At 71.4% G+C, this 25,300-nt stretch carries 22 protein-coding genes and 3 pseudogenes; 15 read left to right on the top strand and 10 right to left on the bottom strand.

Features of this window, described 5'->3' with window-relative positions; genetic code table 11:
- Positions 1-18: 18 nt before the first annotated feature.
- Positions 19-1,335, top strand: a complete 1,317-nt coding sequence (locus tag ACFYY6_RS23010; protein WP_351516589.1) for an MFS transporter — start codon at positions 19-21, stop codon at positions 1,333-1,335.
- Here ACFYY6_RS23010 and ACFYY6_RS23005 read toward each other — a convergent pair.
- From ACFYY6_RS23005 to ACFYY6_RS22990, 4 genes are all read right to left on the bottom strand, one after another.
- Complete coding sequence (locus tag ACFYY6_RS23005; RefSeq protein WP_351516591.1) at positions 1,297-2,142, bottom strand: fused MFS/spermidine synthase; 846 nt, start codon at positions 2,140-2,142, stop codon at positions 1,297-1,299. The genes ACFYY6_RS23010 and ACFYY6_RS23005 overlap by 39 nt on opposite strands.
- Before the next feature lie 22 nt (positions 2,143-2,164).
- On the bottom strand, positions 2,165-3,010 hold the full coding sequence (locus ACFYY6_RS23000; RefSeq protein WP_388651889.1) for a patatin-like phospholipase family protein: 846 nt from the start codon (positions 3,008-3,010) through the stop codon (positions 2,165-2,167).
- Positions 3,011-3,083: 73 nt separating this feature from the next.
- On the bottom strand, positions 3,084-4,253 hold the full coding sequence (gene tuf, locus ACFYY6_RS22995; protein ID WP_351516595.1) for an elongation factor Tu: 1,170 nt from the start codon (positions 4,251-4,253) through the stop codon (positions 3,084-3,086).
- Positions 4,254-4,348: 95 nt separating this feature from the next.
- Positions 4,349-4,489 carry a hypothetical protein gene (locus tag ACFYY6_RS22990; RefSeq protein ID WP_199883148.1) on the bottom strand — a complete coding sequence of 47 codons (141 nt, stop codon included), beginning with the start codon at positions 4,487-4,489 and terminating at the stop codon, positions 4,349-4,351.
- A gap of 130 nt (positions 4,490-4,619) precedes the next feature.
- On the opposite strand from ACFYY6_RS22990, the gene ACFYY6_RS22985 reads away from it, so the two are divergent.
- The 9 genes and pseudogenes from ACFYY6_RS22985 (at position 4,620) to ACFYY6_RS22945 (ending at position 16,259) form a co-directional block, all read left to right on the top strand.
- A complete protein-coding gene (locus ACFYY6_RS22985) occupies positions 4,620-5,333 on the top strand; it encodes a TVP38/TMEM64 family protein (protein ID WP_351516597.1) in 714 nt (237 codons plus the stop codon).
- A gap of 293 nt (positions 5,334-5,626) precedes the next feature.
- Entirely contained in the window at positions 5,627-6,499 is an 873-nt protein-coding gene (locus ACFYY6_RS22980; RefSeq protein ID WP_351516599.1) for an undecaprenyl-diphosphate phosphatase, read from the top strand.
- Between the two features lie 398 nt (positions 6,500-6,897).
- Entirely contained in the window at positions 6,898-8,082 is a 1,185-nt protein-coding gene (locus ACFYY6_RS22975; RefSeq protein ID WP_389194857.1) for a zinc-dependent alcohol dehydrogenase, read from the top strand.
- 84 nt (positions 8,083-8,166) lie between these two features.
- Positions 8,167-9,204, top strand: coding sequence for an NAD-dependent epimerase/dehydratase family protein (locus ACFYY6_RS22970; protein WP_389194854.1), 1,038 nt, complete (start codon positions 8,167-8,169; stop codon positions 9,202-9,204).
- Positions 9,205-9,345: 141 nt separating this feature from the next.
- On the top strand, positions 9,346-12,459 hold the full coding sequence (locus ACFYY6_RS22965; RefSeq protein WP_389194851.1) for an FAD-linked oxidase C-terminal domain-containing protein: 3,114 nt from the start codon (positions 9,346-9,348) through the stop codon (positions 12,457-12,459).
- A 107-nt stretch (positions 12,460-12,566) separates the two neighbouring features.
- Entirely contained in the window at positions 12,567-14,387 is a 1,821-nt protein-coding gene (locus ACFYY6_RS22960; RefSeq protein ID WP_351524817.1) for a thiamine pyrophosphate-requiring protein, read from the top strand.
- Complete coding sequence (locus ACFYY6_RS22955) at positions 14,388-15,515, top strand: enolase C-terminal domain-like protein (protein ID WP_389194848.1); 1,128 nt, start codon at positions 14,388-14,390, stop codon at positions 15,513-15,515.
- Positions 15,512-15,850 (top strand): annotated as a pseudogene (locus ACFYY6_RS22950) (trehalase-like domain-containing protein); the annotation flags it as partial. The gene ACFYY6_RS22955 and the pseudogene ACFYY6_RS22950, both read left to right, overlap by 4 nt.
- 1 nt (position 15,851) lies before the next feature.
- Positions 15,852-16,259 (top strand): glycoside hydrolase family 15 protein, encoded by a 408-nt coding sequence (locus ACFYY6_RS22945; RefSeq protein WP_389194845.1) that lies wholly within the window; start codon positions 15,852-15,854, stop codon positions 16,257-16,259.
- Between the two features lie 552 nt (positions 16,260-16,811).
- Here the strand turns inward: ACFYY6_RS22945 and ACFYY6_RS22940 are convergent.
- Positions 16,812-17,300 (bottom strand): annotated as a pseudogene (locus ACFYY6_RS22940) (SDR family NAD(P)-dependent oxidoreductase); the annotation flags it as partial.
- A gap of 337 nt (positions 17,301-17,637) precedes the next feature.
- Between ACFYY6_RS22940 and ACFYY6_RS22935 the strand changes: the two are divergent.
- Positions 17,638-17,814, top strand: a complete 177-nt coding sequence (locus ACFYY6_RS22935; protein WP_351524819.1) for a hypothetical protein — start codon at positions 17,638-17,640, stop codon at positions 17,812-17,814.
- Positions 17,815-18,304: 490 nt separating this feature from the next.
- On the opposite strand, the gene ACFYY6_RS22930 is transcribed toward ACFYY6_RS22935, so the two are convergent.
- Positions 18,305-18,631 carry a plasmid stabilization protein gene (locus ACFYY6_RS22930; RefSeq protein ID WP_351524820.1) on the bottom strand — a complete coding sequence of 109 codons (327 nt, stop codon included), beginning with the start codon at positions 18,629-18,631 and terminating at the stop codon, positions 18,305-18,307.
- 299 nt (positions 18,632-18,930) lie between these two features.
- Between ACFYY6_RS22930 and ACFYY6_RS22925 the strand changes: the two genes are divergently transcribed.
- Positions 18,931-19,113 carry a CsbD family protein gene (locus tag ACFYY6_RS22925; RefSeq protein WP_351524821.1) on the top strand — a complete coding sequence of 61 codons (183 nt, stop codon included), beginning with the start codon at positions 18,931-18,933 and terminating at the stop codon, positions 19,111-19,113.
- A 365-nt stretch (positions 19,114-19,478) separates the two neighbouring features.
- Here ACFYY6_RS22925 and ACFYY6_RS22920 read toward each other — a convergent pair whose 3' ends face one another.
- On the bottom strand, positions 19,479-19,805 hold the full coding sequence (locus tag ACFYY6_RS22920) for a GvpL/GvpF family gas vesicle protein (RefSeq protein WP_386608187.1): 327 nt from the start codon (positions 19,803-19,805) through the stop codon (positions 19,479-19,481).
- Positions 19,806-19,887: 82 nt separating this feature from the next.
- On the opposite strand from ACFYY6_RS22920, the gene ACFYY6_RS22915 reads away from it, so the two are divergent.
- The 3 genes from ACFYY6_RS22915 to ACFYY6_RS22905 all read left to right on the top strand — a co-directional run bounded on the left by ACFYY6_RS22915 (position 19,888) and on the right by ACFYY6_RS22905 (position 21,868).
- Positions 19,888-20,850 (top strand): iron-containing redox enzyme family protein, encoded by a 963-nt coding sequence (locus ACFYY6_RS22915; protein WP_351524823.1) that lies wholly within the window; start codon positions 19,888-19,890, stop codon positions 20,848-20,850.
- Between the two features lie 111 nt (positions 20,851-20,961).
- A complete protein-coding gene (locus ACFYY6_RS22910; RefSeq protein ID WP_351625706.1) occupies positions 20,962-21,642 on the top strand; it encodes a HemK2/MTQ2 family protein methyltransferase in 681 nt (226 codons plus the stop codon).
- Complete coding sequence (locus ACFYY6_RS22905) at positions 21,626-21,868, top strand: CDGSH iron-sulfur domain-containing protein (protein WP_351625704.1); 243 nt, start codon at positions 21,626-21,628, stop codon at positions 21,866-21,868. The genes ACFYY6_RS22910 and ACFYY6_RS22905 overlap by 17 nt, the downstream gene beginning before the upstream one ends.
- A gap of 651 nt (positions 21,869-22,519) precedes the next feature.
- Here ACFYY6_RS22905 and ACFYY6_RS22900 read toward each other — a convergent pair.
- From ACFYY6_RS22900 to ACFYY6_RS22890, 3 genes and pseudogenes are all read right to left on the bottom strand, one after another.
- On the bottom strand, positions 22,520-23,029 hold the full coding sequence (locus ACFYY6_RS22900) for a DUF6328 family protein (RefSeq protein ID WP_351524825.1): 510 nt from the start codon (positions 23,027-23,029) through the stop codon (positions 22,520-22,522).
- The gene (locus ACFYY6_RS22895) at positions 23,007-23,513 is read right to left on the bottom strand and encodes a DUF1918 domain-containing protein (RefSeq protein ID WP_386608186.1); all 507 of its coding nucleotides are present in this window, start codon (positions 23,511-23,513) and stop codon (positions 23,007-23,009) included. Before ACFYY6_RS22895 ends, ACFYY6_RS22900 begins: the two co-directional genes overlap by 23 nt.
- A 476-nt stretch (positions 23,514-23,989) precedes the next feature.
- Positions 23,990-24,263: pseudogene (locus tag ACFYY6_RS22890) on the bottom strand (hypothetical protein).
- Positions 24,264-25,300 lie beyond the last annotated feature (1,037 nt).

Here is a 25,300-nt window from a genome sequence, read left to right as displayed (position 1 = left end):
GGCGGCGATAGTCCCGTGGTGAACGTCACCTCCACCGCCGATGCCCCCGAACTCCCCGCACGCCGTTCCGGCCGCAACTACCGTCTGCTGACCGCCGCCGCGATCATCACGGGCCTGGGTACCCATGGCGCGCTGATCGCGGCGGCGTTCGCCGTTCTCCAGTCCGGCGGGGACGGGGGCGACGTCGGCCTGGTGGCCGCCGCCAGGGCCACGCCGCTGGTGCTGTTCCTGCTGATCGGCGGGGCGATCGCGGACCGGCTGCCGCGGCACCGGGTGATGGTGGCGGCGAACGCCCTGAACTGCGTCTCCCAGGCCGTCTTCGCCTGGCTGGTGCTGGCGGGCGACCCCGAACTGTGGCAGATGATGCTGCTCACCGCTCTGTGCGGGACCGGACAGGCGTTCTTCAACCCGGCGGCCGAGGGCATGCTGATGTCGAGCGTCGACCGGGAACAGGCGAGCCGGGCGTTCGCCCTCTTCCGGATGGCCATGCAGGGCGCGACGATCGGCGGTGCCGCGCTCGGCGGCGCCATGATCGCGGCCATGGACCCGGGATGGGTGCTGGCCGTCGACGCGGCGGCCTTCGCCGTGGCCGGGGTGCTGCGCGCCTTCCTGGACGTCGGTCACATCCCGGCACGCGAACCCGGCGGCGGTCTGCTCTCCGATCTGCGGGACGGCTGGCGGGAGTTCATCGGCCGACCGTGGCTGTGGAGCATCGTCGCGCAGTTCTCCGTGGTGGTCGCCGCCGTGGCGGCAGCCGAGTCGGTGTACGGGCCGCTGGTGGCCCGGGACGAACTGGGCGGCCCCCGGCCCTGGGGCTTCGCGCTCGCCGCGTTCGGCGCCGGCACACTGGGCGGGGCGCTCCTGATGACGCGCTGGAAGCCCCGTCGGATGCTGCTGGTCGGAACGCTCTGCGTGTTCCCGCTGGCCCTGCCGTCGGCGGCGCTCGCGGTACCACTGCCGGTGGCCGGCCTGTGTCTGGTGATGTTCGTCAGCGGCGTCTGCATCGAGGTGTTCGGGGTGGCGTGGATGACGACCCTGCACCAGGAGATCCCGGAGGAGAAACTGTCGCGGGTCTCGGCCTACGACTGGTTCGGTTCGGTGGCGATGATGCCGCTCGCCACCGCGCTCGCCGGTCCGGTGGAGACGCTCGTCGGGCGGAGCCAGGCGCTGTGGGGCTGCGCGGCACTGATCGTGCTGGTCACCGGGGCCGTGCTGTTCGTGCCCGAGGTACGCCGGCTGACCCGCGCGCCCGCCACCACCGGAGCGGCGGGAGCGGTGGCCCCGCGGGAGCCGGTCTCAGCCGATGCCGAAGGCGCCGTCGGGCGGCTCGGGTGAGCCGACCGCCTCACCGTCCCCGACCGGCCGGGCGGCCCCGGTGAACCGGGTGAGCGCCGGGCCGTGCTCGACCCGGGCGGGGAAGACGTCGGCGGCGCAGCGGCGGGTCAGCGCCTCGGTGTCGACGGGGTGCTGGGAGGCCACGAGTACGGCGTTGCCGAAGCGCCGGCCGCGCAGCACGGCGGGCTCGGCGATCAGTGCGAGCTCCTCGAAGACGGCCCCGAAGGTGGCCAGTTGGGAGCGGAGGAAGTCGAAGGGGGCGCCGTCCGCGAGGTTGGCGGCATAGGTTCCGCCGTCGCGCAGCGCCCGGCGGGCGGCTCGCGCGTACTCGACGGTGGTGAGGTGGGCGGGCACCCGGGTGCCGCCGAAGACGTCCGCGACCAGCAGGTCGACGGAGCCGGGCGGGGTCCGTTCCAGCAGGCCGCGGGCGTCGGCGCCGTGCACGGTGATCCCGGCGCCGTCGGGCACCGGGAGGTGTTCGGCGACCAGGGCGAGGAGCCCGAGGTCGGCCTCGGCGACGTCCTGACGGGATCCGGGCCTGGTCGCGGCGACGTAGCGGGGCAGTGTGAGGGCACCGCCGCCGAGGTGGAGCACGTCGAGCGGCGCGCCCGGTGCCGCGGTGAGGTCCACGACATGGGCGAGCCGCCGCACGTACTCGAACTCGAGATGCTCCGGCGCGTCGAGATCGACGTACGACTGGGGTGCGCCGTCGACGGTGAGCAGCCAGGCCCGGTCCCGGTCCACGTCCGGGAGGAGTCTGGCGGTGCCCTGGTCCACGTCCCGGATGACGGGTATCGGCTCGTTCACTCTCCCATTGTGGGGTGCCGGATCACCTGCTCACGACCGCGGCCACGGCGTCGGCGTGCGCCGCCGCCTGGGCCAGTCCGGCGCGGGCCGCCGCCGCCCTGCGGCTCGGGTCCAGGGGATTGCGGCCGAAGGCTCGCTTCGCCGCCGGGTCCGGGGTGATGACCTCGACGCGGGCGCCCCGGGCGGCGAGCCGGTCCGCCTGCGAGCGCGGCGAGGCGATGACCTTGTTGCCGCTCGCCGTCGGGGCGATGATCACGACGCGCTCATAGCCCTCGGCGAGCTGGGCGTTGGCCGGGGAGTGCACACCGCCGTCGATCCAGGACCGGCCGCCCGCGGTGGCGACGGGCCAGACCGCCGGGACCGCGCAGCTCGCGGTGACGGCGTCCACGAGCGGCACCCCGCCGCTCCTGTCGAAGGCGTGGAGCTCGCCGCTGACCGCGTCGACGGCGGTGATGAGCAGAGGGCGCTCGGGCCAGTCCGACGAGGGGAGGCGGTCGGCGATCGTCGCGCGCCGTTCCTCCGCCGTGACGCCGGTCCTGGACCGGGCGGCGATCCCCGCCAGCTTGCGGCCGTACGCCTCGGGCGTGCGCGCCGACAGCACGGCCCCCGCGTAGCGCAGGAACGCCGCCGCGCCGAGCCGTCCGCCGGTCATGCGCCGCGGGTCGGAGAGCTGGAGTTCGTAGAGTTCGGCGAGGCCGAGCGCCCCGGAGGCCACTTGCGCGCCGACCACCGCGCCCGCCGAACTGCCGATGATCAGGTCTGCGGCGGTCGGGTCCGCTCCCGCCTGGGCGAGCCCGTGCAGAATGCCGGTCTCCCAGGCGCTGCCGGTGACTCCGCCGGCACCGAGTACCAGTGCTGTGTCTGCCATGCCGTCAGTCTTGCTCACGGCGCCGGGCGCGCCTCCCCCGGGGTGGGGGAGGCGGGCCCGGCCGGTGCGGACGTCAGAGCACCGCGGTGACGGTGCCGGCGCCGACCGTACGGCCGCCCTCGCGGATCGCGAAGCCGAGTCCGGTCTCCAGCGGTACGTCGCGGCCCAGTTCGACGGTGACGTCGACCGTGTCGCCGGGGCGCGCCACCGCCGCCGGGCCGAGGTCGATGTCGCCGACGACGTCCGCGGTCCGGATGTAGAACTGCGGCCGGTAGCCGGTGGCGACCGGGGTGCTGCGGCCGCCCTCGCGGGCCGTCAGGACGTACACCTGCGCCGTGAACCGGCGACGGGGCGTCACACTGCCGGGGGCCGCGACGACATGACCGCGGCGGACCCGGTCGCGCTCGACGCCGCGCAGCAGCAGGGCCACGTTGTCCCCGGCCTCGGCGGACTCCATCGGCTTGCCGAACGTCTCCAGTCCGGTGACGACCGTCTCGATGTCCGGGCCCGGCACCGTCACCCGGTCGCCGACCCGTACCGTGCCGCGCTCGACGGCTCCGGTGACGACGGTCCCTCGACCGGTGATGGTCAGGACGTTCTCCACCGGGAGCAGGAACGGCGCGTCCGTGTAGCGCACCGGCATCGGCACGTAGGTGTCGACCGCGTCCAGCAGCGCCTCGACGGCCGAGGTCCAGCGCGGGTCGCCCTCCAGGGCTTTCAGGCCCGACACCCGTACGACGGGAACGGACTGGCCGCCGTAGCCGTGCGCGGTGAGCAGCTCGCGGACCTCCAGCTCGACGAGGTCGGTCAGTTCGGGGTCGCCCGCGTCCGCCTTGTTGAGGGCGACGACGATGTGGTCGACGCCGACCTGACGGGCCAGCAGGACGTGCTCGGCGGTCTGCGGCATGATCCCGTCGAGCGCGGAGACGACGAGGATCGCGCCGTCGAGCTGGGCGGCGCCGGTGACCATGTTCTTGATGTAGTCGGCGTGTCCGGGCATGTCGACGTGGGCGTAGTGGCGGGTGTCGGTCTCGTACTCGACGTGCGCGATGTTGATGGTGATGCCGCGCCGACTCTCCTCCGGCGCCCGGTCGATCCGGTCGAACGGGACGAACGTGCCGGTTCCGCGGTCGCTGAGGACCTTGGTGATGGCGGCGGTCAACGTGGTCTTGCCGTGGTCGACGTGGCCCATGGTGCCGATGTTGAGGTGGGGCTTGGTGCGTACGTATGCCGTCTTGGACATGGCTCTTTCCTTGGAAGATCGATGCCGGGAAGAAGAAGACCCCAGGGCCCTGCCGACCCTCCCCTTGCGGGGTCCGCCGGACTGTCGGGGGAGGGTCAGCTTCGGGCGCCGTCGAAGGGAGCCACGGACGCGGCGGGTGCCGCCGCGACAACTGCCGTCGCGAAGAAGGAGTTCACGGCAGCCTTCGGCGCGTCCGCGACGGCGGACGGCGCTGCGAGGAAGGCGTACCGGACCATGGTCCGATGATGGCCGGGGACGCGCGCCCGCGTCGACCGGTTTTCCGGTGGGTTCGGCGGTCTCCGCGGGCCCGGTCCGTACGCGGGAGTTCGGCCCGTCGTCGCGTACGCGGTCGGCTAGTCTCCCCGCATGCTCGACCCCGCCCCCGCCGCCCGGCCCGCCGAGGGCCTCGCCGTGCGCTGCACGAGGGCGCTGCTCTCGCCCTGGTCCCGGTTCTCGCTGCTCGTGGTGGTGCTGGTGGCCGCCGCCTCGGCGATGCTGCTGTTCGAGCCCCAGCGGCTGCTCACCACCGGATGGCCGGACCGGCCGGACGGGGGCGGCGGCGCCGTGGTGCTGTTCGCCGCGGCGTACGGGGTGTGCACGGTGGCCTTCGTTCCCCGGCCGCTGCTCAATCTCGCCGCCGGAGCGCTCTTCGGTTCGCAGGCGGGGCTGGCCGCCGCGCTGGCGGGCACGGTCCTCGGCGCGGGCATCTCCTTCGCGCTGGGCAGGGTGCTCGGGCAGGACGCGCTCCGCACGCTGCTGCGGGGGCGCTGGCTGCGGGCGGCGGACGGTCAGCTGAGCCGGCACGGGTTCCGTTCGATGCTGGCGCTGCGGCTGTTCCCCGGTGTGCCGTTCGCGGCGGCCAACTACTGCGCGGCGGTCTCACGCATGGGCTACCCGGCGTTCCTGGCGGCGACCGGACTGGGTTCGGTGCCGAACACCGCCGCGTACGTCGTGGCGGGCAGCGAGGCCGCCTCACCGGCGTCGCCCGCGTTCCTGGCGGCGACGGGCTTCATCGTGCTGACGGGGCTCGGCGCGGCCGTCGTCGCCTGGCGCAGGCGGCATCGCCTCTCCGCCCGGTGACCGGGGCGTTCCCCGCCGCGTGGTCCGGGGCCTCCGCCACCGTCGGGTCCGCGGCGCGCTCCGCCGCGTGGACCGGGTACGGGCGCGGCGGGACGATGCCGGGGCCCGGCCGCGTACGGCGGCGGGGGTGTGCGTCGTCCCGTTCATCCGAGGGCGATACCCTGCCCGCGACCGACCGAAGTCATCAGGGCCTGGCCTTACCTTGCCTTGATTCGACCGCAAATCCGCATGTTTCCGACAGCATTCGTGCCTGTCGGCCGATGCATGATCACCTCCGGGATGGCCAAAGCCCCATGAGCTGGTTCGAATCGTTCGTCCTGGGCCTCGTTCAGGGACTGACCGAGTTCCTGCCGATCTCCTCCAGCGCGCATCTGCGACTCACCGCGGCGTTCGCCGGATGGCACGACCCGGGTGCGGCGTTCACCGCCATCACCCAGATCGGCACGGAGGCGGCGGTCCTCATCTACTTCCGCAAGGACATCGTCCGGATCGTCTCGGCCTGGTTCCGCTCACTGTTCGACCGGTCGATGCGCGGCGATCACGACGCCCAGATGGGCTGGCTGGTCATCGTGGGCTCCATCCCCATCGGCGTGCTCGGCGTGACGCTCAAGGACCAGATCGAGGGACCGTTCCGCGATCTGCGGCTCATCGCCACCACATTGATCGTGATGGGCATCGTCCTCGGCTTCGCCGACCGGCTCGCCGCCCGCGACGAGGTGGGCGGCAGGCACCGGGCCAGCAAGGAGCGCAAGTCGCTGCGGGAGCTCGGCGTCAAGGACGGCCTGATCTTCGGCTTCTGCCAGGCCATGGCGCTGATCCCGGGCGTCTCCCGCTCCGGCGCCACCATCAGCGGTGGTCTGCTGATGGGCTACACCCGCGAGGCCGCCGCCCGTTACTCGTTCCTGCTGGCGATTCCGGCGGTGCTGGCCTCGGGTGTCTTCGAACTGAAGGACGCGGGCGAGGGGCACGTGTCGTGGGGACCGACGATCTTCGCGACGGTCATCGCGTTCGGTGTGGGGTACGCCGTCATCGCCTGGTTCATGAAGTTCATCACGACCAAGAGCTTCATGCCGTTCGTCGTCTACCGCGTCCTGCTCGGGCTGGCGCTGTTCGCGCTGGTCGCGGCGGGGGTCCTGAGCCCGCACGCCGGCGAGTCCGCGGGCTGATCGAGGCTTCCCGAGCGGCAGACCCGCACGCGCCGTCGCGCGACGTGCCGTGGCACCGCTGCGTACCGTGCCCTACCTCCCGGTGCCGCTCCCCGGGATGAGCCGCACTTCCTGACCTCCTCTTCCCGCGGCGATCCATGCCCCGCCGTGAGACGTCCCCGCCCCGAGAGGCGAGATGGCCGAGGGACTGGTTCGCTGGATGAGTCGGCCCGTACCGGCGCAGCACAAGGGCCGGACAGGGTGACACACGGCCGCTTCGGAACCACGCCGCGGCCTCACCCCGACGCCGACGCGTCCACACCCTCCGGCGGGAAGGGAAGCAGCCGTTCCCGGGACGCGCGCCCCAAGGCGCCCCCGGCCCGCCTCTGCGGGGAGTTCTGCAGTGAGGAGAGACGCCCATGCGTGCACTCACCTGGCAGGGACGTCGGGACGTGCGGGTGGAGAACGTCCCGGATCCTCGCATCGAGGACTCGACCGATGTCGTGGTGCGGATCACCTCCACGGGGATCTGCGGCTCGGACCTGCACCTGTACGAAGTGCTCGGTCCATACCTGGACCCGGGCGACGTCCTCGGCCACGAGCCGATCGGAGTGGTGGAGGAGGTCGGCCCCGACGTCACGGCCCTGCGCGCGGGGGACCGCGTGGTGATCCCCTTCAACATCTCCTGCGGGACCTGCTTCATGTGCGACAGCGGTCTGCACTCCCAGTGCGAGACCACCCAGGTCCGCGCGCGGGGGATGGGAGCCGCGCTGTTCGGCTACACGAAGCTGTACGGGCAGGTGCCCGGCGGGCAGGCGGAGCTGCTGCGCGTGCCGTTCGGTAACACGCTGCCGATACCGGTCCCGGACGGGCCGCCCGACGACCGGTACGTCTACCTGTCCGACGTGCTGCCGACCGCCTGGCAGGCGGTGCGGTACGCGTCCGTTCCGCCCGGGGGCAGCGTCGCTGTCCTGGGACTCGGTCCTGTCGGAGACATGGCCACCAGAGTGGCCCGGCATCTCGGGGCCGGGCTGGTGATCGGCGCCGACCTGGTGCCGGAGCGGCTCGCCAGAGCCGCCGCCCGGGGTGTGCAGGTCTTCGACGCGAACCGTTGCGGCAAGGACCTGCCCGACGCGATCCGGCAGCTCACCCATGGCCGGGGAACCGACGCCGTCATCGACGCGGTCGGCATGGAGGCCCACGGCGCGCCCCTCGCGAAGACCGCACAGTGGGCCACCGGCCTTCTGCCGGACATGGTCGCACGCAGGCTCATGGAGCGCGCGGGCGTGGACCGTCTCTCCGCCCTGCACACCGCCATCGACGTGGTGCGCCGGGGCGGCACCGTCTCGGTCTCCGGCGTCTACGGGGGCGCGGCGGACCCGATGCCCCTGCTCACCCTCTTCGACAAGCAGATCCAGCTGCGGATGGGACAGGCCAACGTGCGGCGCTGGGTGCCCGAGATCCTTCCGCTGCTCGACGACGAGGACGTGCTCGGGGTGGACGGCTTCGCCACCCACCACCTGCCCCTGTCGGACGGCCCCAAGGCGTACGCGATGTTCCAGGGCAAGGAGGACGGAATGGTCAAGACGCTCCTGCGTCCGTAGCACCACGGTGCGCGGCGGTGCGCGGCACCGCCCGGGACGCGGACCGTGTTCCCCCACGACCCTCCTGAAAGGGGCGGAATGGTGATGAGCACACATGCGGGCCTGCGCGTCGTGGTGACGGGGGCGACCGGCAACGTGGGGACCAGTGTCGTCGGGGCCCTGTCGGAGGACCCGGACGTGGCGGCCGTGGTCGGTCTCGCCCGCCGCCTCCCGAAGATGTCGGTCCCGGGTGTGGAGTGGGCCACGGTGGACCTGTCCCGGTGCGACAGCCCGGAGGTCCTGGACCAGCACCTGGCCGGCGCGGACGCCGTCGTCCACCTCGCCTGGCGTTTCCAGCCCACCCACGCCCCCCTGATCACCTGGCGGAGCAACGTCCTGGGGTCGATCCGGGTCTTCGAGGCGGTGGCGAGGGCGGGCGTACCGGCCCTGGTGCACGCCTCCTCGGTGGGGGCCTACTCCCCCGGTCCGAAGGAGGAACCGGGTGTGAGCGAGGAATGGCCCACACACGGGTGGCCGGACGCCTCCTACTGCCGGGAGAAGTCCTACCTGGAGCGGGTGCTGGACGCCTTCGAGCCGCGGCACCCGAGGATCCGGGTGGTCAGGATGCGGCCCGGGTTCCTGTTCAAGGAACAGGCCGCCAGCGAACAGCGCCGCATCTTCGCGGGCCGTCACGTACCCGGCCCCCTGCTGCGCCCGGACCTCCTCCCCTTCGTGCCGGACCTGGCGGGGCTGCGCTTCCAGGCCCTCCACACCGACGACGCGGCCGAGGCCTACCGGGCGGCCGTGGTGGGTGACGTGCGGGGGCCGTTCAACCTGGCGGCGGAGCCGGTCATCGGCGCGCCGGAGCTCGCGGAACTGCTGGACGCCCGGGTGGTCCGCGTGCCGAGGGCGCTGGTACGGACGGCCCTGGCGGCGGCGTGGCACACGCACGCGGCCCCCGCATCCCCGCATCTCTTCGACGCGGTGCTGCGGCTTCCCGTCCTCGACTGCGCCCGGGCGCGTGACGTACTGGGCTGGCGGCCGACCAGGACGGCGCAGGAGGCGCTGTCGTCGTTCCTGAGCGGCGTGCGCCGCGGTGCGGGTATGGAGACCGCGCCGCTCGCCGGCAGTCGGTGGGGATGAGCGGGAGTGGCAGCGGCACATCTCACCGCGCCTCCGGCCGGCCTGGGCGGCGACCGGCGCTGCTGGCCGAATCCTCTCCCCGGCCCGGCGCCCCGCCCGGAACCCTTCACCGTCCAGTGACCCCTCGGAGGAGGAACGGTCATGAAGTTCCAGCACTTCTCGCGCTCCCCCGGGCCTGCCCGGAACGCCGACGCGGCCGTCGACACCACCGCCCTGGAACGCGCCCTGCGCGCAGGTGTGCGGGGAGAGGTCCGCTTCGACGCGGGCAGCCGAGGTGCCTACTCCACGGACGGGTCGAACTACCGGCAGGTCCCGATCGGTGTCGTCGTCCCCGGCGATGTCGAAGCGGGGGCGGAGGCGGTGGGGGTCTGCGCACGCTTCGGCGCCCCGGTGCTGTCCCGGGGCGGGGGAACGAGCCTGGCCGGTCAGTGCACGAACGCCGCCGTGGTCGTCGACTGGACCAAGTACTGCGACCGTCTGGTCTCCGTGGACGCGGGGCGCAGGACCTGTGTGGTGGAGCCCGGCATCGTGCTCGACGAGCTGAATCGCGGGCTCTCCGGAGCGAAGCTGCAGTTCGGGCCGAAGCCCTCGACCCACAGCCACTGCGCTCTGGGCGGGATGATCGGGAACAACTCCTGCGGGGCGTCGGCACAGGCGTACGGCAAGACCGTGGACAATGTGCGGCGCCTGGAGATCCTGACCTATGACGGACTGCGCTGCTGGGTCGGGCCCACCTCGCGGGAGGAGTACGAGGACATCGTCGCCGCCGGGGGCCGTCGCGCGGAACTCTACGCCGGGCTGCGCCGGGTGGTGGACGACCACCTCGCGGACATCCGCCAGGGCTACCCCCGCATTCCGCGCCGGGTGTCCGGCTACAACCTCGACTCGCTCCTGCCGGAGAACGGATTCGATCTGGCCCGCGCGCTCGTCGGGAGCGAAGGCACCCTCGTCACCGTCCTGCGCGCGGAGCTCGACCTGGTGCCCGTGCCGTCGTGCGAGGCGATGGTCGTGCTCGGCTACGACGAGATCTGCGCCGCGGCCGACGACGTGCCGCGGCTGCTGGAGCGCTGCGAGCCGGAGTTGCTGGAGGCGCTGGACGGGCGGATGGCACAGCTCATGCGCGAGGAGGGCTCCCATCTGGAGTCGCTGGACACCTTCCCCGCGGGGGAGAGCTGGCTGCTCGTCCAGTTCAGCGGCGAGAGCCGGGACGATGTGGACGGCCAGGCGCACGACCTGATCGACGCACTCGGCCGCCATCCCGACGAGCCGACGGTCTCGTTCTCGGACGACCCGGCGCGCGAGGGGAAGATGCTGCGGGCGCGCGAGGCGGGCCTGGGCGTGACCGCGCGCCCGCCCGACGGCCGGGAGACCTGGGAGGGATGGGAGGATTCCGCCGTTCCGCCGGACCGGCTCGGTGACTATCTCCGCGACCTCAAGGCGCTGTTCGCCGAATTCGACTACGACCGGCCCGCCCTCTACGGGCACTTCGGCCAGGGATGCGTGCACACGCGCATCCCGTTCGGACTCACGCACGCCGAGGGGGTCGCGGCCTTCCGCACCTTCCTGTTCCGCGCCGCCGACCTGGTCACGTCCTACGGAGGGTCCCTCTCGGGGGAACACGGCGACGGGCAGGCACGGGGCGAACTGCTCCAGCAGATGTTCGGCCGGTCCCTCGTCGACGCCTTCGAGGAGGTGAAGCGGCTCTTCGACCCGGACGACAGGATGAATCCGGGGAAGGTCGTCGCGCCGCACCGGACCGACGAAAACCTCCGGCTCGGTGCGCGGTGGCGTCCGGTGGGCCGCGCCACCCACTTCGGGTTCCCGGACGACGACGGCTCCTTCACACAGGCGGTGAAGCGCTGTGTCGGGATCGGCAACTGCCGGAGTCACACCGGCGGAGTGATGTGCCCCTCCTACCGGGCCACGGGCGAGGAGGAGCACTCCACCCGCGGCCGGGCGCGTCTGCTCTTCGAGATGCTGGGCGGTCACCTGGACTCGCCGGTGACCGGGGGCTGGCGCTCCACCGAGGTGCGCGACGCGCTCGATCTGTGCCTGTCCTGCAAGGGGTGCAGATCCGACTGTCCGGTCGGTGTCGACATGGCCACCTACAAGGCCGAGTTCCTGTCCCATCACTACGCCGGGCGGCCGCGTCCCGCGGCCCACTACTCACTGGGGTGGCTGCCCCTGTGGGCGCGAGCGGCTCGCCTCGCCCCGGGCCCGGTCGACGCCCTGCTCCACGCACCCGGTCTCGCCCGTGCCGGCAAGCGCCTCGCGGGGGTGGCTGCCGAGCGAACGGCGCCGGCCTTCGCTCGGGAGTCCTTCGGCCAGTGGTGGGCGACGCGCCGGACACCGGAACCCGACCCGGCGGACGCCCGCGCGGTCCTGCTGTGGCCGGACACGTTCAGCAACCACTTCCACCCGGCCGTCGCGAAGGCGGCGGTGCGGGTCCTGGAGGACGCCGGTTTCCGGGTCGCGGTGCCGCCGCGGTCCGTGTGCTGCGGCCTGACCTGGATCTCCACCGGCCAACTGGCCACCGCCCAAAGGGTGCTGCGCCGCACGGTGGACCTGTTGCGGCCGTGGATCGAAGCCGGCACACCGGTCGTGGGCCTGGAGCCTTCGTGCGTCGCGGTCTTCCGTAGCGACGCCCCCGAACTCGTCCCGGAGGACCTGGACGTGCAGCGGCTGTCCCGGCAGTTCCGCACCTTCGCGGAACTCCTGCTCGGCGACGCCCCGGACGGGAAGTGGCAGCCGCCGCGGCTGGCACGGACCGCCGTCGTCCAGACCCACTGCCACCAGCACGCCGTGCTGAAGTACGACGCGGACCGCGAACTGATGCGTCGTGCCGGCATCGACGCCGATGTACTGGACGAGGGCTGCTGCGGGCTCGCCGGGAACTTCGGCTTCGAACGGGGGCACCACGCTCTCTCCATGGCCGTCGGGGAACAGGGCGTGCTGCCCGCCGTACGGGCGGCTCCCCCGACGACGCTCGTCCTCGCCGACGGCTTCAGCTGCCGTACCCAGATCGAGGAGGGAGGCACCGGCCGGCGCGCGATGCATCTGGCGGAGGCCCTGGCTCTGGGCCTGGACGGCCCGCTGCCCGTGGACCACCCGGAGAAACTCACCGACCGGCCCGAGGCCCGCGCCGAGGACGCCCGGCGTGCGACGGCCGCCGTCCTGGCGCTGGGCGCGGCGGCGGGCGCGGGCGCGTACCTGGTACGGCGGCACGGCCGTACCCGGCCCCCGGCCCCGCTCTGATCAGGACCCGGCGCTCCGCCGTCATCGGCCCGGAAACCGGAACTCCGCGAGGACGGTGGCCCCTCGACCGCCGGCACACAGTACGAGACGAAGGGAAACCGAGGCCGATGAAGGTGTCCGACTACGTTCTCCAGCGCCTGCGCGAGTGGGAGGTGGACCATGTCTTCGCCTACGCGGGCGACGGCATCAACGGTCTCCTCGCCGCCTGGGGGCGCGCCGACAATCGGCCCGAGTTCATCCAGGCCCGTCACGAGGAGATGGCCGCCTTCGAGGCGGTGGGCTACGCCAAGTTCTCCGGCAGGGTGGGAGTGTGCGCGGCGACCTCGGGCCCCGGGGCCATCCACCTCCTCAACGGGCTGTACGACGCGAAACTCGATCACGTCCCCGTGGTGGCTCTGGCGGGGCAGACGGACCGCAGCGCGATGGGGGGCTCCTACCAGCAGGAGGTCGACCTGATGAGCCTGTACAAGGACGTCGCGTCGGACTTCTGCGAGATGGTGACCGTGCCCGAGCAGCTGCCCAACGTCATCGACCGGGCCTTCCGCACCGCGTACGCCCGGCGCACGGTGACGGCGGTCATCATCCCCGCGGATGTGCAGGAACTCGACTACACCCCGCCCACACACGCCTTCAAGATGGTGCCCTCCAGCCTGGGCCTGGCGTCGTCGGCCCCGGTCCCTTCCGCCGAGGACCTGGCACGGGCCGCCGAGGTACTGAACGCCGGCGAGAAGGTCGCCGCACTGATCGGGCAGGGCGCCCGGCACGCGCAAGCGGAGGTCGAGCAGTTGGCGGACGTGCTCGGCGCCGGGGTGGCCAAGGCGTTGCTGGGAAAGGACGTCCTCTCCGACGAACTCCCCTATGTGACCGGGGCGATCGGCCTGCTGGGCACCCGCCCCTCGTACGAGCTCATGCGCGACTGCGACACGCTCCTGGTGGTGGGTTCCAGCTTCCCGTACACGCAGTTCCTGCCCGAACTCGACCAGGCCCGCGCGGTCCAGATCGACATCGATCCGCACATGATCGGGCTCAGGTATCCGTTCGAAGTGAACCTGGTCGGTGACGCGAGGGAGACGATCAGGGAGTTGCTGCCGAGGCTGAAGCGGAAGAAGCACGGGGCCTGGCGCAAGAAGATCGAGAAGGACACAGCGCGCTGGTGGGAGGTGATGGAGCGGCGGGCGGCCGTGGAGGCCGACCCCGTCAATCCGGAGTACGTCGTGCACTGCGCCGACGCGCTGCTGCCGGACGACCTCATGCTGGCCGCCGACTCCGGCTCCGGAGCCAACTGGTACGCGCGTCACCTGCGTCTGCGCGGCCGGATGCGCGGATCGCTCTCGGGCACGCTGGCCACGATGGGGCCGGGGGTGCCGTACGTGATCGGTGCGAAGTTCGCCCATCCCGAACGTCCCGCGCTGGCCATCGTCGGGGACGGCGCCATGCAGATGAACGGCATGGCGGAACTCATCACCGTCGCCAAGTACTGGTCGCAGTGGCAGGATCCGCGCCTAGTCGTCGCGGTGCTCAACAACCAGGACCTGAACCAGGTCACCTGGGAGATGCGGGCCATGTCCGGCGCTCCGCAGTTCCTTCCCTCCCAGTCCCTGCCCGACGTGCCCTACGCCGCCTTCGCGCGCTCGATCGGTCTCGGTGGCGTGCGGGTGGAGGAACCCGGCGGGGTCGAGGACGCCTGGCGGCGGGCGCTCTCGGCCGACCGGCCCTTCGTCATCGACTTCGTCACCGACCCGGCCGTCCCGCCGATCCCCCCGCACGCTACCGGGGACCAGGCCGAGGCACTGGTCAGCGCCGTCGTCAAGGGCGACAGCGACCGCGGCAGCATGATCAAGCAGGGCCTCAAGGCCAAGGTGCAGGAGCTGCTGCCCGGACACCGCCACCATGTCGGCTCCGCCCACGCGCGGCGGCGGGAGCCCTGAGTGAACACGCTCCCGGCAGACAGTGCCCCGCTCGTCGATGCCGTCGACGCCGTGGCGTACACCGTCCCGACGGACACCCCGGAAGCGGACGGCACCCTGGCGTGGGACTCGACCACTCTGGTGGTCGTGCGAGTGCGCTCCGGGGCCTCGACCGGGCTCGGCTACACCTACGGCGCGCCCGCCGCCGTCCGGGTCGTCGAGGACCTGCTGGCCGGGAGCGTGACCGGTCTGCGCGCATGGGACCCCCCGGGCGCGAACGAGGCAATGCGCCGCGCGGTACGCAACGCGGGCCTCCCGGGGCTGGTGGCCGGCGCCGTCTCGGCCGTCGACATCGCCCTGTGGGACCTCAAGGCGCGCCTGCTGGAGCTGCCCCTCGCCGACCTGCTGGGAGTGAGCACACCCCATGTGCCCGTATACGGCAGCGGCGGCTTCACCACCTACGCTGCGGAGCAACAGGATCGTCAACTGCGCGACTGGGTGGACGGGCTGGGCATTCCCAGAGTCAAGATCAAAGTTGGAGAGTCGTGGGGACGCTGCGAACGACGCGACCGGGAACGCGTCACTGCGGCACGCACGAGCATCGGTGAAGCCGCAGAACTCTACGTGGACGCCAACGGCGCCTACACCCGCAAGCAGGCGATCAGACTGGCTCCCTGCCTCGACGATGAGGGAGTGACCTGGTTCGAGGAGCCGGTCTCCTCCGACGACCTGACAGGACTGGCCCTGATCCGTGCCGCCGTGTCCCCCGACATCGCCGCCGGAGAATATGGCTGCACACCGGCCTATTTCCACGCAATGATCGCCTCGGACGCGGTGGACTGCCTCCAGGCGGACGCGACCCGATGCGGGGGAATAACTGGGTGGCTACGCGCCGCTGCCCTGGCAGAAGCCGCCGGGTTGCAGATCTCCGCGCACTGCGCGCCTCATGTCCACGGTCCCGTGGCAACCGCGGCGCCCAACCTGCGGCACGTCGAGTGGTTCCACGACCACGTCCGTATCGAGCAGCAACTCTTCGACGGCGCGCTGTCCCCCGAAGGGGGAACGATCCGCCCCGGCCGGAGCGGGCGTCCGGGCCTGGGGCTCGAACTGCGCGAGGAGGCCGCCGAGCGCTACCGCCTCAGACGGTGATCGCCACACGCCCGCGCATCACCTCCGGGCAGAAAGGGGAACCTCGTGTGAACCGCATCCTCGTGCCCCGGAACGCCACGCCCGAGCCGCACGCGCTGCGGGACTACGCCCTGATCGCGGACGGCGAGCGCGGCGCCCTGGTCGGCCCGTGCGGGGACATCTCATGGCTGTGTGCACCGCACTGGCATTCCGACGCTGTGTTCGCCGCCCTCATCGGCGGACCCGGCCACTACTCGGTGACTCCGCGCGGACGCTTCGTACACGGCGGCTACTACGAGGAAGGCGGTCTGATCTGGCGCAACCGCTGGATCACCGAGACCGGCATCGTCGAATGCCGTGACGCCCTCGTGTTCCCCGGCGATCCGCACCGGACCGTCCTGTTGCGTCGGGTCGGAGCTGTGGACGGGACCGCCGAGAACAAGGGCGACACTGCTCGCGTTCGAGCGGGAACTGACCACCGGTCACTACGCCTATCGGTTCCGGCACGACGAACGGCCCCTGGAAGAGGCCGAGGGCGCCTTCCTGCTCTGCGGTTTCATCATGGCCTTCGCCGAGCACCAGCAGCACCGACATGAAGAAGCCCTGCGCTGGTTCGAGCGGAATCGGGCCGCCTGCGGCACGACGGGGCTCTTCGCCGAGGAGTTCGACATCCGCCAACGACAGCTTCGCGGAAACGTTCCCCAGGCCTTCGTCCACGCATTGTTCCTGGAGAGTGCCACACGGCTGGCTGCGCCTCCGCCCTGAGGGGGCACTTCCGGACGCGACAACTGCGCGTTGCGGTGTCGGACGCCGCGACACGCCGCCCGCCGTGCGGTCTGGCACAGCGGCCGGACGGGGGACGCCCCGGCCCGGGGTTCTCATCCGTTCAGCGGCGAACCCCCTGCGAGCAGAGGTCGACGGCCCACGCTCCGTGGTACGGCCAAGTTCTTCGAGGAACGGGCGGAAGGGCGGCTGGAGACACCGGCGGCATGGGCGCACACCACAGGTGGTCTTCCCGCACCCGGTGCGCGGCACCCGGCCATCGGTGATCCGTTCACCGACACACTGATGGGTTCCATAAAGGCCGCCTCGCTCCTCGCCCGGACGCGCGGGTGGTCCGGGGCCATCCACCACTTCGGGCCGTCGTGTCGGCGAATGTGTGACACCGCGCGGCCCGCCGGTGGACGGCGCCGGGATGGAGCGGGTGGGCTGGGTCGTCGGGCGACCCGCCCCGCGATCTAGTGCCGTGACCGGCAAGGTTCACCGGCTCGCGACGCCCGGCACGGCACGGCACCTCGCCGCGTTGTCGCATCACCAGGACGTGAATCCGTTCACGGCGTGCTTGGCACCGCAGTAGGCGGACTGAAGGGGGATGGAGCGGGTCCCCAGTGCCGAGCCCACCTGCACGATCGTGCCGCGGTTCCGAGGCGTCATCCGAGACAGAGCCTCGCGGGTGCCGTTGACGTAGCCGAGGTAACTGACCTCGGTGACGCGGCGGAACTCCTCCGGGGCGATCTCGGTGAACGGGACGAAAACGGACGCGAAGGCCACGTTGACCCACACGTCGACGGGTCCGAGGGCACTCTCGACATGGTCGGCCGCGGCCCGCACGGCGCCCGGATCGGCCATGTCCGCGGTGGCCACGACCGCCTCGGCGCCCATCTCCCGCACTTCGTCCGCGGCGGCCCGCAACCCGGTGAGGCCTCGCGCGACGAGCCCGACCCGGTCGCCCCGGCGCGCGAACTCGCGGGCGACGGCTCGGCCCACGCCGGCGCTCGCGCCGGTGATCACGACCGTACGGGGCATGACGACAACCTCTCCCGACAACGGCAGCGGGCGTCCCGGACACCCGCGCGGGGCCACCTCACTGGCATGCATCGCACTGTCCGCGACGCGACGCGGTTCACCTACCCGTTTCCGCACCGCCGCCCCGGCCCGGAGGGCGGAACGTACCGCAACAGCCGAGACAGACGCCTCACGCGCACAAGCAGCAGGGCGGACGGAGCGCTCGCTCGACGGGGGCGGAGTGGCCCGTCACGGCGGAGCCGGAAGTGGGAGGATGGAGAACGTCGGGCGTTCCTCCCGATGGGGTGCCCGAGGCGCTCCCTCTCCCGGGCGCCCGTGCGAGAGGAAGGCTACCGTCATGGCAGACCCCGACTTCTACCGACGCGACCGGCCCGAAGACGCGAGTCTTCCCGAAGACCGGCCCCGTGGCGGCGGCCCGGAAGACCCGTCTCCCAGGCACCGCACCCCTTGGGTCTGGATAACTCTGATCGTCATCATCATCCTGGCGGTCGCCATCGTCGTTCCGCTGATCTGAACCGGCCGTCGCAGTATCTGCGGCCCCGCTCCTGTGCGACGTGCGGCGCCCTCGCGGGGCCACCGCAGCTGTCCGGAACCGAAGCGGTGCGCGCAGCCGCGGGCGGCCGGGCTCGTTGGGCCGCTGGGCGCGACCCGCTGCGGACGGACATCGACCATCGACACGGTGTGCCCGGCTTGCGCCGCCTCCTGGGTGGCGGACCGCCAGTTCGGTGCCGCCCCCGCCGCTGCCCCAGTGCTGTGGCCGGTCACACCCCGTGCGACGCCGACCCGGTCGGCCTCTGGCGGGCGGACTCGCGGGCCGTCGCAAGCCCGACGCCTGCACTCGATCCGGTGAGGCCCCTCCTGGACATGGAGGCACCGTTCTTTCACGTCTTTCACGACGGTGAAACCCCGGGCAGGGCCCGCCTCCCGGCCCGTCTCCGTCGGCGGGCGGCGGACGTCCGACGGGCTCCGTCGCCGCCCCCGCGGGAGCATCGCAAGGTCGCGATTCAACGGCCGAGTGCTTCGCGCAACTGTTGCTTGTTCATGGATGAGCGGCCCTCGACGTTCCTCTTCTTGGCCTCCTCGTACAGCTGGTCGCGCGTCGGCCCCTGGGACCCGCGGTGGGAACGCTGCCCACCGCGCTGGTACGAAGATTTCGGGTCCTCGGTGGAGGTCTTGCTCGACGTGCGGGCCTCACCCGACCGCGCCCGCTCCTTGTTCACGGTGCGTGCGGCGATCTCCTTCGCGCGCTTCTCCGAGGCTCCGCGCTTCTCGGCACTCTCCTTTATGTGTTCGTACTGGCGTTCCCGTTTCTTGCTCGATCCAGTCGGCATGTCGGCTCCTTGTGTATCGGCGACGCAGCCGCAGGCCACGACGAGGGGAAAGTCAGGACTCTTTCATTGCACGCGCCAGGCCGGTCCCCCGCCACAGCAGAACAGCGACCGAGCAGGGAACAGTTGCTCCGCCGCACCCACGCCGACGGACCTCCCCGGGTTCCCGCGGAGTACGGCCGGTTCCGCGGCCTCAGTCCGCCCGGCTCCGCGTCCTGCGACGCGCATCCACGCCGCGCCGATGTCCCAGGCAGGAACTACGTTGGGAAGAGAGCCCGAAACAGCCGATCGGAGGAGTCGCAATGGCTCACGGAAGCGGCAAGGACAAGATCAAGGGCAAAGCCAAGGAAACCCTGGGCAAGTTGACGGGAGACCGTCGAAAGGAAGCCGAGGGAAAGGTCGAACAGGCAAAGGGCGAGATCAAGAAGAAGATGAGTGGCGGCCGTGACCGCACCCCGCCGCCCCCGCCGCCGCCCGTTCTGTAGCCATGGAGCACCATCCTTCCGCCGCGTGACCGGGGAAGGTCGGCGGGCGGAAACCACATGACGGCCCGCACGCCCCTCCGGGAGGTGCGGGCCGTTCGCGGATCCGGCACGTCCTCCTCGCTCCGCGGTGGCTCCGAGGGCCGCCGGGAAAGCGAGGTACCCCTTGTGCCCGTGCCCGCGAGGGGGGGCCGTGCCCGCGAAGGCGCGGTCGACGACGCGAGCACGGAAAAGCGGAACGGAGGAAGCCGCCTCGACGAGGCTGTACCGGCTAGTGCCGCTCCCGGCAAGGTTTGCCCGGAAGGAGCGTCGTCCGGTCGTGCGATCGCAAGGCGGCCGAAAGCCCTCGTAGCGGGCTACGTGGGCTTCTAGACGAAGCTGTACGGGGCCGGCGGTCCGCGCAGCCGTAGGTCATAGTCCGGGCCGAGCTCTTCCGCGAGTTCTCGCTCCGCGGCGAGGAACGGTTTCTCCTTCTCCCGTTCCACCAGGAAGGACACGTTGAGGAAGTCGTCCCCCAGCGGCTGCGAGGTGTCCTCCTCCCGCGCGAAGCCGCGCAGCGATTCCACGATCGCTTCGGCTGCCCGCCCCTCCCGGAGCCGCACCTCACCGGAGACCAACTCACCTAGCACGAGTAGCAGTTGCGGGCCGCCGTTGCCACTCCTGATTGGGGCGGGTGAGAGAAGGGTCTGTGCCATGCTCAACTCAGAATTCTCCCCCCGCGACCGGCCCGATGACGCCGGCCTTCCTGAGGACCGGCCGCGCCCAGGATGTGAACGCATGGCCGTCCACCATCGCAAGCCGGTCCTTCCCCGGGAGCGCGGTCCGCTCTCCCTCGGGGTGTCCGGGGCCCTTCGCGGCGACCACCCACCGCCCGCGGCGGCGACGGCGGAAGGGGCCGACGCCTACGGCGACGATCTGCAACTGGCCCTGTACACCTGCTACGAACTGCACTACCGAGGGTTCGACGGGGTCGATCCCGGCTGGGAATGGGACCCCACGCTCCTCGCGCTCCGTGCCGCGTTGGAGGACCGCTTCCTGACCGCTCTGCGCCGTGATGCGTATGCCCGCCAGCCGCTCGGTTCCCTCCTCGCCGATCTGGCGGTCGAGGCCGTCGGCGGCCGCAGCGTACCGGAATTCCTCGAGGAGCACGGGACGCTGGATCATCTTCGCGCGTACGCGGCGCAGCGTTCCCTCTACCACCTCAAAGAGGCCGATCCGCACGCCTGGGTGCTGCCTCGACTCAGCGGTCGTGCCAAGGCCGGGATGGCTGCCGTCGAGTACGACGAGTTCGGTGGGGGCAGGGCGGACCGGGTGCACGCCCGGCTGTTCGCGGATCTCATGTCGGATCTCGGCCTGGAGACGGCCTACGGTCACTACTTGGACATGGGATACGCGGAGATGCTCGCCCTGGTGAACGCCATGTCGCTCTTCGGACTGCACCGGCGTCTACGAGGAGCGCTGGTGGGCCACTTCGCCACCGTGGAGATCACCTCGTCACCGGCCTCCCGGCGCCTCGCGGGCGCCATGGAACGCACCGGCGCGGGGCCGTCCGCGAAACGCTTCTACACCGAACATGTGGAGGCCGACGCCGTGCACGAGCAGATCGTGCGACGTGAGGTGATCGGCGGACTCCTCGACGACGAACCCGAGCTGGAGCCTGACGTCGCGTTCGGCATCACCGCGACCTCGTATCTCGAGGACCGCCTCGGCGACCGGCTGCTCACGGTCTGGGGCGGGTGAGGGCCGGCACACGGCGTACGAACCGGCACGTGCCGTCGCTCCGAGAGGCGGCCGCCCCCCTCCGAGCGCACCATGGAACCACGTCCTGTCTCCCCCGACGGGAGCAAACGCATGGCCGAGACACTCCTGGACCTCCCTGGCCCGTTCCTGGTGAGACTGCCGGGCGTCTACGCACCTCAGCACGACACACGGCTGCTCATGGGGGCCCTCGACCGCGAGGGCCTCCGGCCCGGGGCGACGGTGCTGGACATCGGAACCGGGAGCGGGGTGCTGGCCGTGCGGGCCGCGCAGTTGGGCGGCAGGGTGACGGCCGTCGACATCTCGCGCCGCGCGGTGGTGACAGCACGCCTCAATGCAATGCTGCACCGTCGGCGTATCACCGTGCGCCGAGATGATCTGACCTCCGCCGTCCGCGCCTACTCCTACGATCTCGTGCTGTGCAATCCGCCGTACGTACCCGCACCGGCCCCGGACACCCCTCGGCACGGCGCCGCCCGTGCGTGGGACGCCGGGACCGACGGCCGGGCCGTGGTCGACCGAGTCTGTGCGGGCGCGCCCACGGTGCTGCGTCGGGGCGGGGTGCTCCTGATGGTGCACTCCGGCCTGTGCGACCCCGACGCCTCACTGCGGCTCCTCGGACATGTAGGCCTGAACGCGGTCGTCAGCAACCGCGTGCGCATCCCCTTCGGCCCCGTTCTGCTGTCGCGGCTGAACTGGCTGCGCGAGCAAAAGCTGCTGGACGGCGAGGGAACGACCGAGGAGTTGGTGGTCATCCGTGCCGAACGAGACTGATCCCCCGCGCCGTGTGGTCCTGACCGAACGAGGCCCGTTGCTGATCGAAGGGCCGGTGGAGGTGGAGGGGCCCGATGGTGTCACGCATGTCTCGGACCGCTTCGTCGTCGCTGTCTGTACGTGTCGACGCAGCCGAACCCTTCCGTGGTGCGACACCAGTCACCGCCGCCGCGCCGCTCCGCACCGGGCCGCTCCCCCGGACCGGCCTTCGGGCCCCGGAGAGTGAGGCTCGGCACGGGCCGGCCGACTGGCCGTCAGGGGAGCGCCCTCGCCGGGACCCGGCGGTCCTCGCGGGACCCGGCGGCCCTCTTTGCTCCTGCGCGCCGTTGGCAACTCCTTGCACTGAAAGATGCCGGCCCAAGCGGGACATGCGGCGCGAAAAGCCGACCTGTCGCGGTTGGCCGCTGCGTGCCGCCCTCGGGCTCTGCGACAGATGCGCTGGGCCAACACCGTGATCAGGTCCTCGCGCCCCAGACGCCCACGACCGTCTGAGCCCCAAAGTCGTCGGCGCACGCGGTGGCGCCGACCGTCCGCACCGCGGCAGATTTCTCCGGCGGGAGCATTAAGGCTATTCGTGCCGGTACGCACTGCCACCCGTTCGGCGGCGAATCCTCGACAGTGGGGTTTCGTTCATATCGGTGGAGACCCGGTGCCCCCGGTCGGCTCCCCGTGACGGTGCCCGGGGCTCGGGGTGCCGGACACCGTCACGGCCCTGTGGGCCCCGCCTCAGGCCAGGCGAAGCCCGTGCCCTCGGTTCGCATCCTTGCCCGCGGAAGGACTCAACGGCACCAACCCAGCGACGCTCCCGGCGCCACCCTCCCAACATGCGCCTGCTGAGCATGCGCGACCCGCGTGTTACCGCCCATCCGCAGCGCGGCTATGTGGATGGACCCAATTTGCCGCCCCGTCCGCGGCGCAGGGCGATCCAGGGAAAGAGCAGCCAGCAGACGGCGAACCAGAGCATTACCGTGCCGGCGACCACCCAGGCGACGGGTGAGTGGGTGGCGACGTGCAGCAGGAGCACGAGGACAGCGCCGACGGTGATGCCGAGCAGGACAAGGCCCAGGGTGATCAGCTTGGCGCCGTAGCGGACCAGTTCGGGCATCATCTGGTGACCGGCGAGGAAGCGGTGGAAGGCGACCGGGGCGATCAGTGTGCCGGTGGCGGTAGCTCCGAGGACCACCGTGATGTCGTACAGCGCCCGCTCGGCCGGGCTGATCTGGGTAAAGCGGGGCGTGAATACGACGCTGATCAGGAACCCAAAGAGGATCTGCGCTCCGGTCTGGGCGACGCGAACCTCCTGGAGCATCTCGGTCCACTTGCGGTCCGCCTTCTCCTCCGGCTCCCGCTTCTCGTCGTCGCTGTCACCCATCGTTCGCTCTCTCACGCTGCCGCTCATCACTGTTTTCAGAATTCGGGATCGCTCCGGGCGCCCAACGATCCTGCCTCCGGGCCGGTTGGGTCCTGCGATCGGCGCAGCAGCAGGGAACCGGCGCCACGCGTCGGCGGATGTCCCCAGGCCCGGCGGTCCCGTCTGACGGGGTCGTGGCGGACATGACACCGGCCTCGTCCATGCCAGGCCGGGAAGGCGCCTGGCGTCCGCCGGGCTGGTGCTCGAGGTGACGGACGTGTGCGTCGGGCCCGGGAAACACGAGCGTCACCCCGCCCGTGTCCGACCAGCGCACATCGTAGGGAGGTGTTCCGTCCTCATGGTGGAGTCCGATGATCTCGCCGTCGCGTCTGGCAGCACCGGTTGCCGGACTCTCATGACGAGTTGATCGCCGAGGTGAGCTCTCATCATCGCCACCATCTCCTCCCCATGCTGCTGTAGCCAACGGCCACGCGTGGTGTGCCGCTGCGTCGGATGCCACCCGGGATCAGTCACGGCTGCGGCCGTACGGACATGCCAGCGCGGGCGCTCGCGCCCCGAGCACCCCTCATGGTCACCCGCCTGGCCACTGAAACGGCAGGAGACGGCAGCGATCCGAACGAGGCTCCGTCGCCGTCCTCCCACACGACTGAGCCCGGTCACCCCCAGGCAGCCCGCTTCGTGCTCCGGCTCAGAAGGAGACCCGGTACGAGGCGCCTGCGGGATGCCAGGGCCGGCCTCTTGCCCTGGTGGGCCGGGAGGCTCTTCCAGAGCGCTCCAGGCAATGGGGCCGCCGAGCAGGTCCGCCATCCGGCGGAAGAAGTCCATGAGGATGTCCTCGACGGTCAGGACCCCGATGACCTGCCGTTCGTCGAGGACAGGCAGGCGGCGCACACCCACTTCCGGGGTGGGTCCGTTGTGGCTACCGCGGAAGCACGGTCCCTCCCTACGGCGATCAGCGCCGACGGAAGAACGGGCTCAGTCACCGCGGTTACGGCGGGCAAGGAGGTCGCGGGCGCGGTCGACCAGCCCTGCGCCGGGGGCGAGGAGTTTGTTGGCAGGCGGCGTGGTGGGCGCGGAGGGATGCGGTCGGGTGGGAGCCGTCTTCTTCGCGCGGCGGATCTCTCATCTCGTCCGCCAGCTCCCGCCGTCGCGGATCCCCGACTGGCAACGCCTCGATCCGCTCGAAGAGCGCTTCGACTTCCCGGTGATCGGTGGTGAGTTCATCGATCACATTCCCGCCATGTCCCACTGCCCTACCTCCACTTCGTCCTGCTCAGGGCCCGAGCCGCCGCCACACCTTCCGCCCTCGGCATGCAAGAGCTGATGTACCGCGCCCGCGCGGGGGCTCTCGCACGCTACGTCCCTCTCACCGCGACAGCTCAGGAAAAGGCACCGCTCAGCCCACAGGCTCTGGTCAGGAATCGCATGGGGAACAGCTGATCAGGAAGGCGGCTCTGAGCAGCGCCGAACAGACGGGGCGATGAGGTGGGCGCAGAGCACCAGCCCGCCGCCGCTCGGAGGGGTGGAGATCTCTAATCATCGTGTCGGTCTTGCCCACGTGCGCCACACCAGGGCGGAGCTTCTGTCAGGCGACGACCTAGTGCTGTGGCCGGAGAGGTTTGCCAGGAAGGGTGGCGACCCGGGCGCCAGTAGGTTTGGCGTGTCGCTGCGTCGGTACGGGTGGGCAGGGTTTTGGCCACGAGTCCGGCATGGCCGCAGGCTGCCGTCAAAGCGCAGAGTGACACGCTTGCGTAGTTCGGAGCCGAGGGCGACCTCGACGACGGCCGTCGGCGCGAGAGGCTCATCCGCGCTGATGTCCTTCTGAGGTTCGGGCCCACCGAGGCGTCCGCCCCACGCGATCAGCCACTGGAGGTCGGCATCGGCATGTCCCCGAGCTGTCGAACATCTCCTGCCAACCGACGCTGCACGCGTCGACGAGAACAGGCAGTGGGCCACTGAAAGAAGCAGTGGGCCACTGAAAGAAATGGGGAGCCAGCGGAACCACAGACAGGGCAACGCGGGAGCGGCTTCCTCGCTGCAGCCTGTTGGCCGCAGTTACGTCGTGGTGCGGGCATCTTTCAGCTGGTCACGGCGATGCGACGCGTCCAGACGCCCGCCCCTTCTAGTGCCGCGGCAGGCAACGTTTGCCCGTCAAGGAGCGCGTCCGGTACGTGCTCTCGGTGTGCCGGCCGGAAGCCCTCGTACTGGATGTACTTGGGATTTCGGCCGGTGCGGCGAGAGGGCGTGCCGGGCGTCGCGACGGGGCGAACGTTGCCTGATGCGGCA

It is taken from the genome of Streptomyces sp. NPDC001750 (genome assembly GCF_042892615.1).
In the GTDB taxonomy this organism is placed as follows: domain Bacteria; phylum Actinomycetota; class Actinomycetes; order Streptomycetales; family Streptomycetaceae; genus Streptomyces.
This window is presented reverse-complemented; position numbering and strand designations above follow the sequence as displayed.

Excerpts from the sequence above, each read along its gene's own strand:
- ACFYY6_RS22975 (WP_389194857.1), top strand. The coding sequence starts at position 6,898 with ATGCGTGCACTCACCTGGCAGGGACGTCGGGACGTGCGGGTGGAGAAC.
- tuf (WP_351516595.1), bottom strand. The coding sequence starts at position 4,253 with ATGTCCAAGACGGCATACGTACGCACCAAGCCCCACCTCAACATCGGC.
- ACFYY6_RS22985 (WP_351516597.1), top strand. The coding sequence starts at position 4,620 with ATGCTCGACCCCGCCCCCGCCGCCCGGCCCGCCGAGGGCCTCGCCGTG.
- ACFYY6_RS22930 (WP_351524820.1), bottom strand. The coding sequence starts at position 18,631 with ATGCCGACTGGATCGAGCAAGAAACGGGAACGCCAGTACGAACACATA.
- ACFYY6_RS22965 (WP_389194851.1), top strand. The coding sequence starts at position 9,346 with ATGAAGTTCCAGCACTTCTCGCGCTCCCCCGGGCCTGCCCGGAACGCC.
- ACFYY6_RS23000 (WP_388651889.1), bottom strand. The coding sequence starts at position 3,010 with ATGGCAGACACAGCACTGGTACTCGGTGCCGGCGGAGTCACCGGCAGC.
- ACFYY6_RS22970 (WP_389194854.1), top strand. The coding sequence starts at position 8,167 with ATGAGCACACATGCGGGCCTGCGCGTCGTGGTGACGGGGGCGACCGGC.
- ACFYY6_RS22910 (WP_351625706.1), top strand. The coding sequence starts at position 20,962 with ATGGCCGAGACACTCCTGGACCTCCCTGGCCCGTTCCTGGTGAGACTG.
- ACFYY6_RS22925 (WP_351524821.1), top strand. The coding sequence starts at position 18,931 with ATGGCTCACGGAAGCGGCAAGGACAAGATCAAGGGCAAAGCCAAGGAA.
- ACFYY6_RS22980 (WP_351516599.1), top strand. The coding sequence starts at position 5,627 with ATGAGCTGGTTCGAATCGTTCGTCCTGGGCCTCGTTCAGGGACTGACC.
- ACFYY6_RS22915 (WP_351524823.1), top strand. The coding sequence starts at position 19,888 with ATGGCCGTCCACCATCGCAAGCCGGTCCTTCCCCGGGAGCGCGGTCCG.
- ACFYY6_RS22920 (WP_386608187.1), bottom strand. The coding sequence starts at position 19,805 with ATGGCACAGACCCTTCTCTCACCCGCCCCAATCAGGAGTGGCAACGGC.
- ACFYY6_RS22935 (WP_351524819.1), top strand. The coding sequence starts at position 17,638 with ATGGCAGACCCCGACTTCTACCGACGCGACCGGCCCGAAGACGCGAGT.
- ACFYY6_RS22960 (WP_351524817.1), top strand. The coding sequence starts at position 12,567 with ATGAAGGTGTCCGACTACGTTCTCCAGCGCCTGCGCGAGTGGGAGGTG.
- ACFYY6_RS22990 (WP_199883148.1), bottom strand. The coding sequence starts at position 4,489 with ATGGTCCGGTACGCCTTCCTCGCAGCGCCGTCCGCCGTCGCGGACGCG.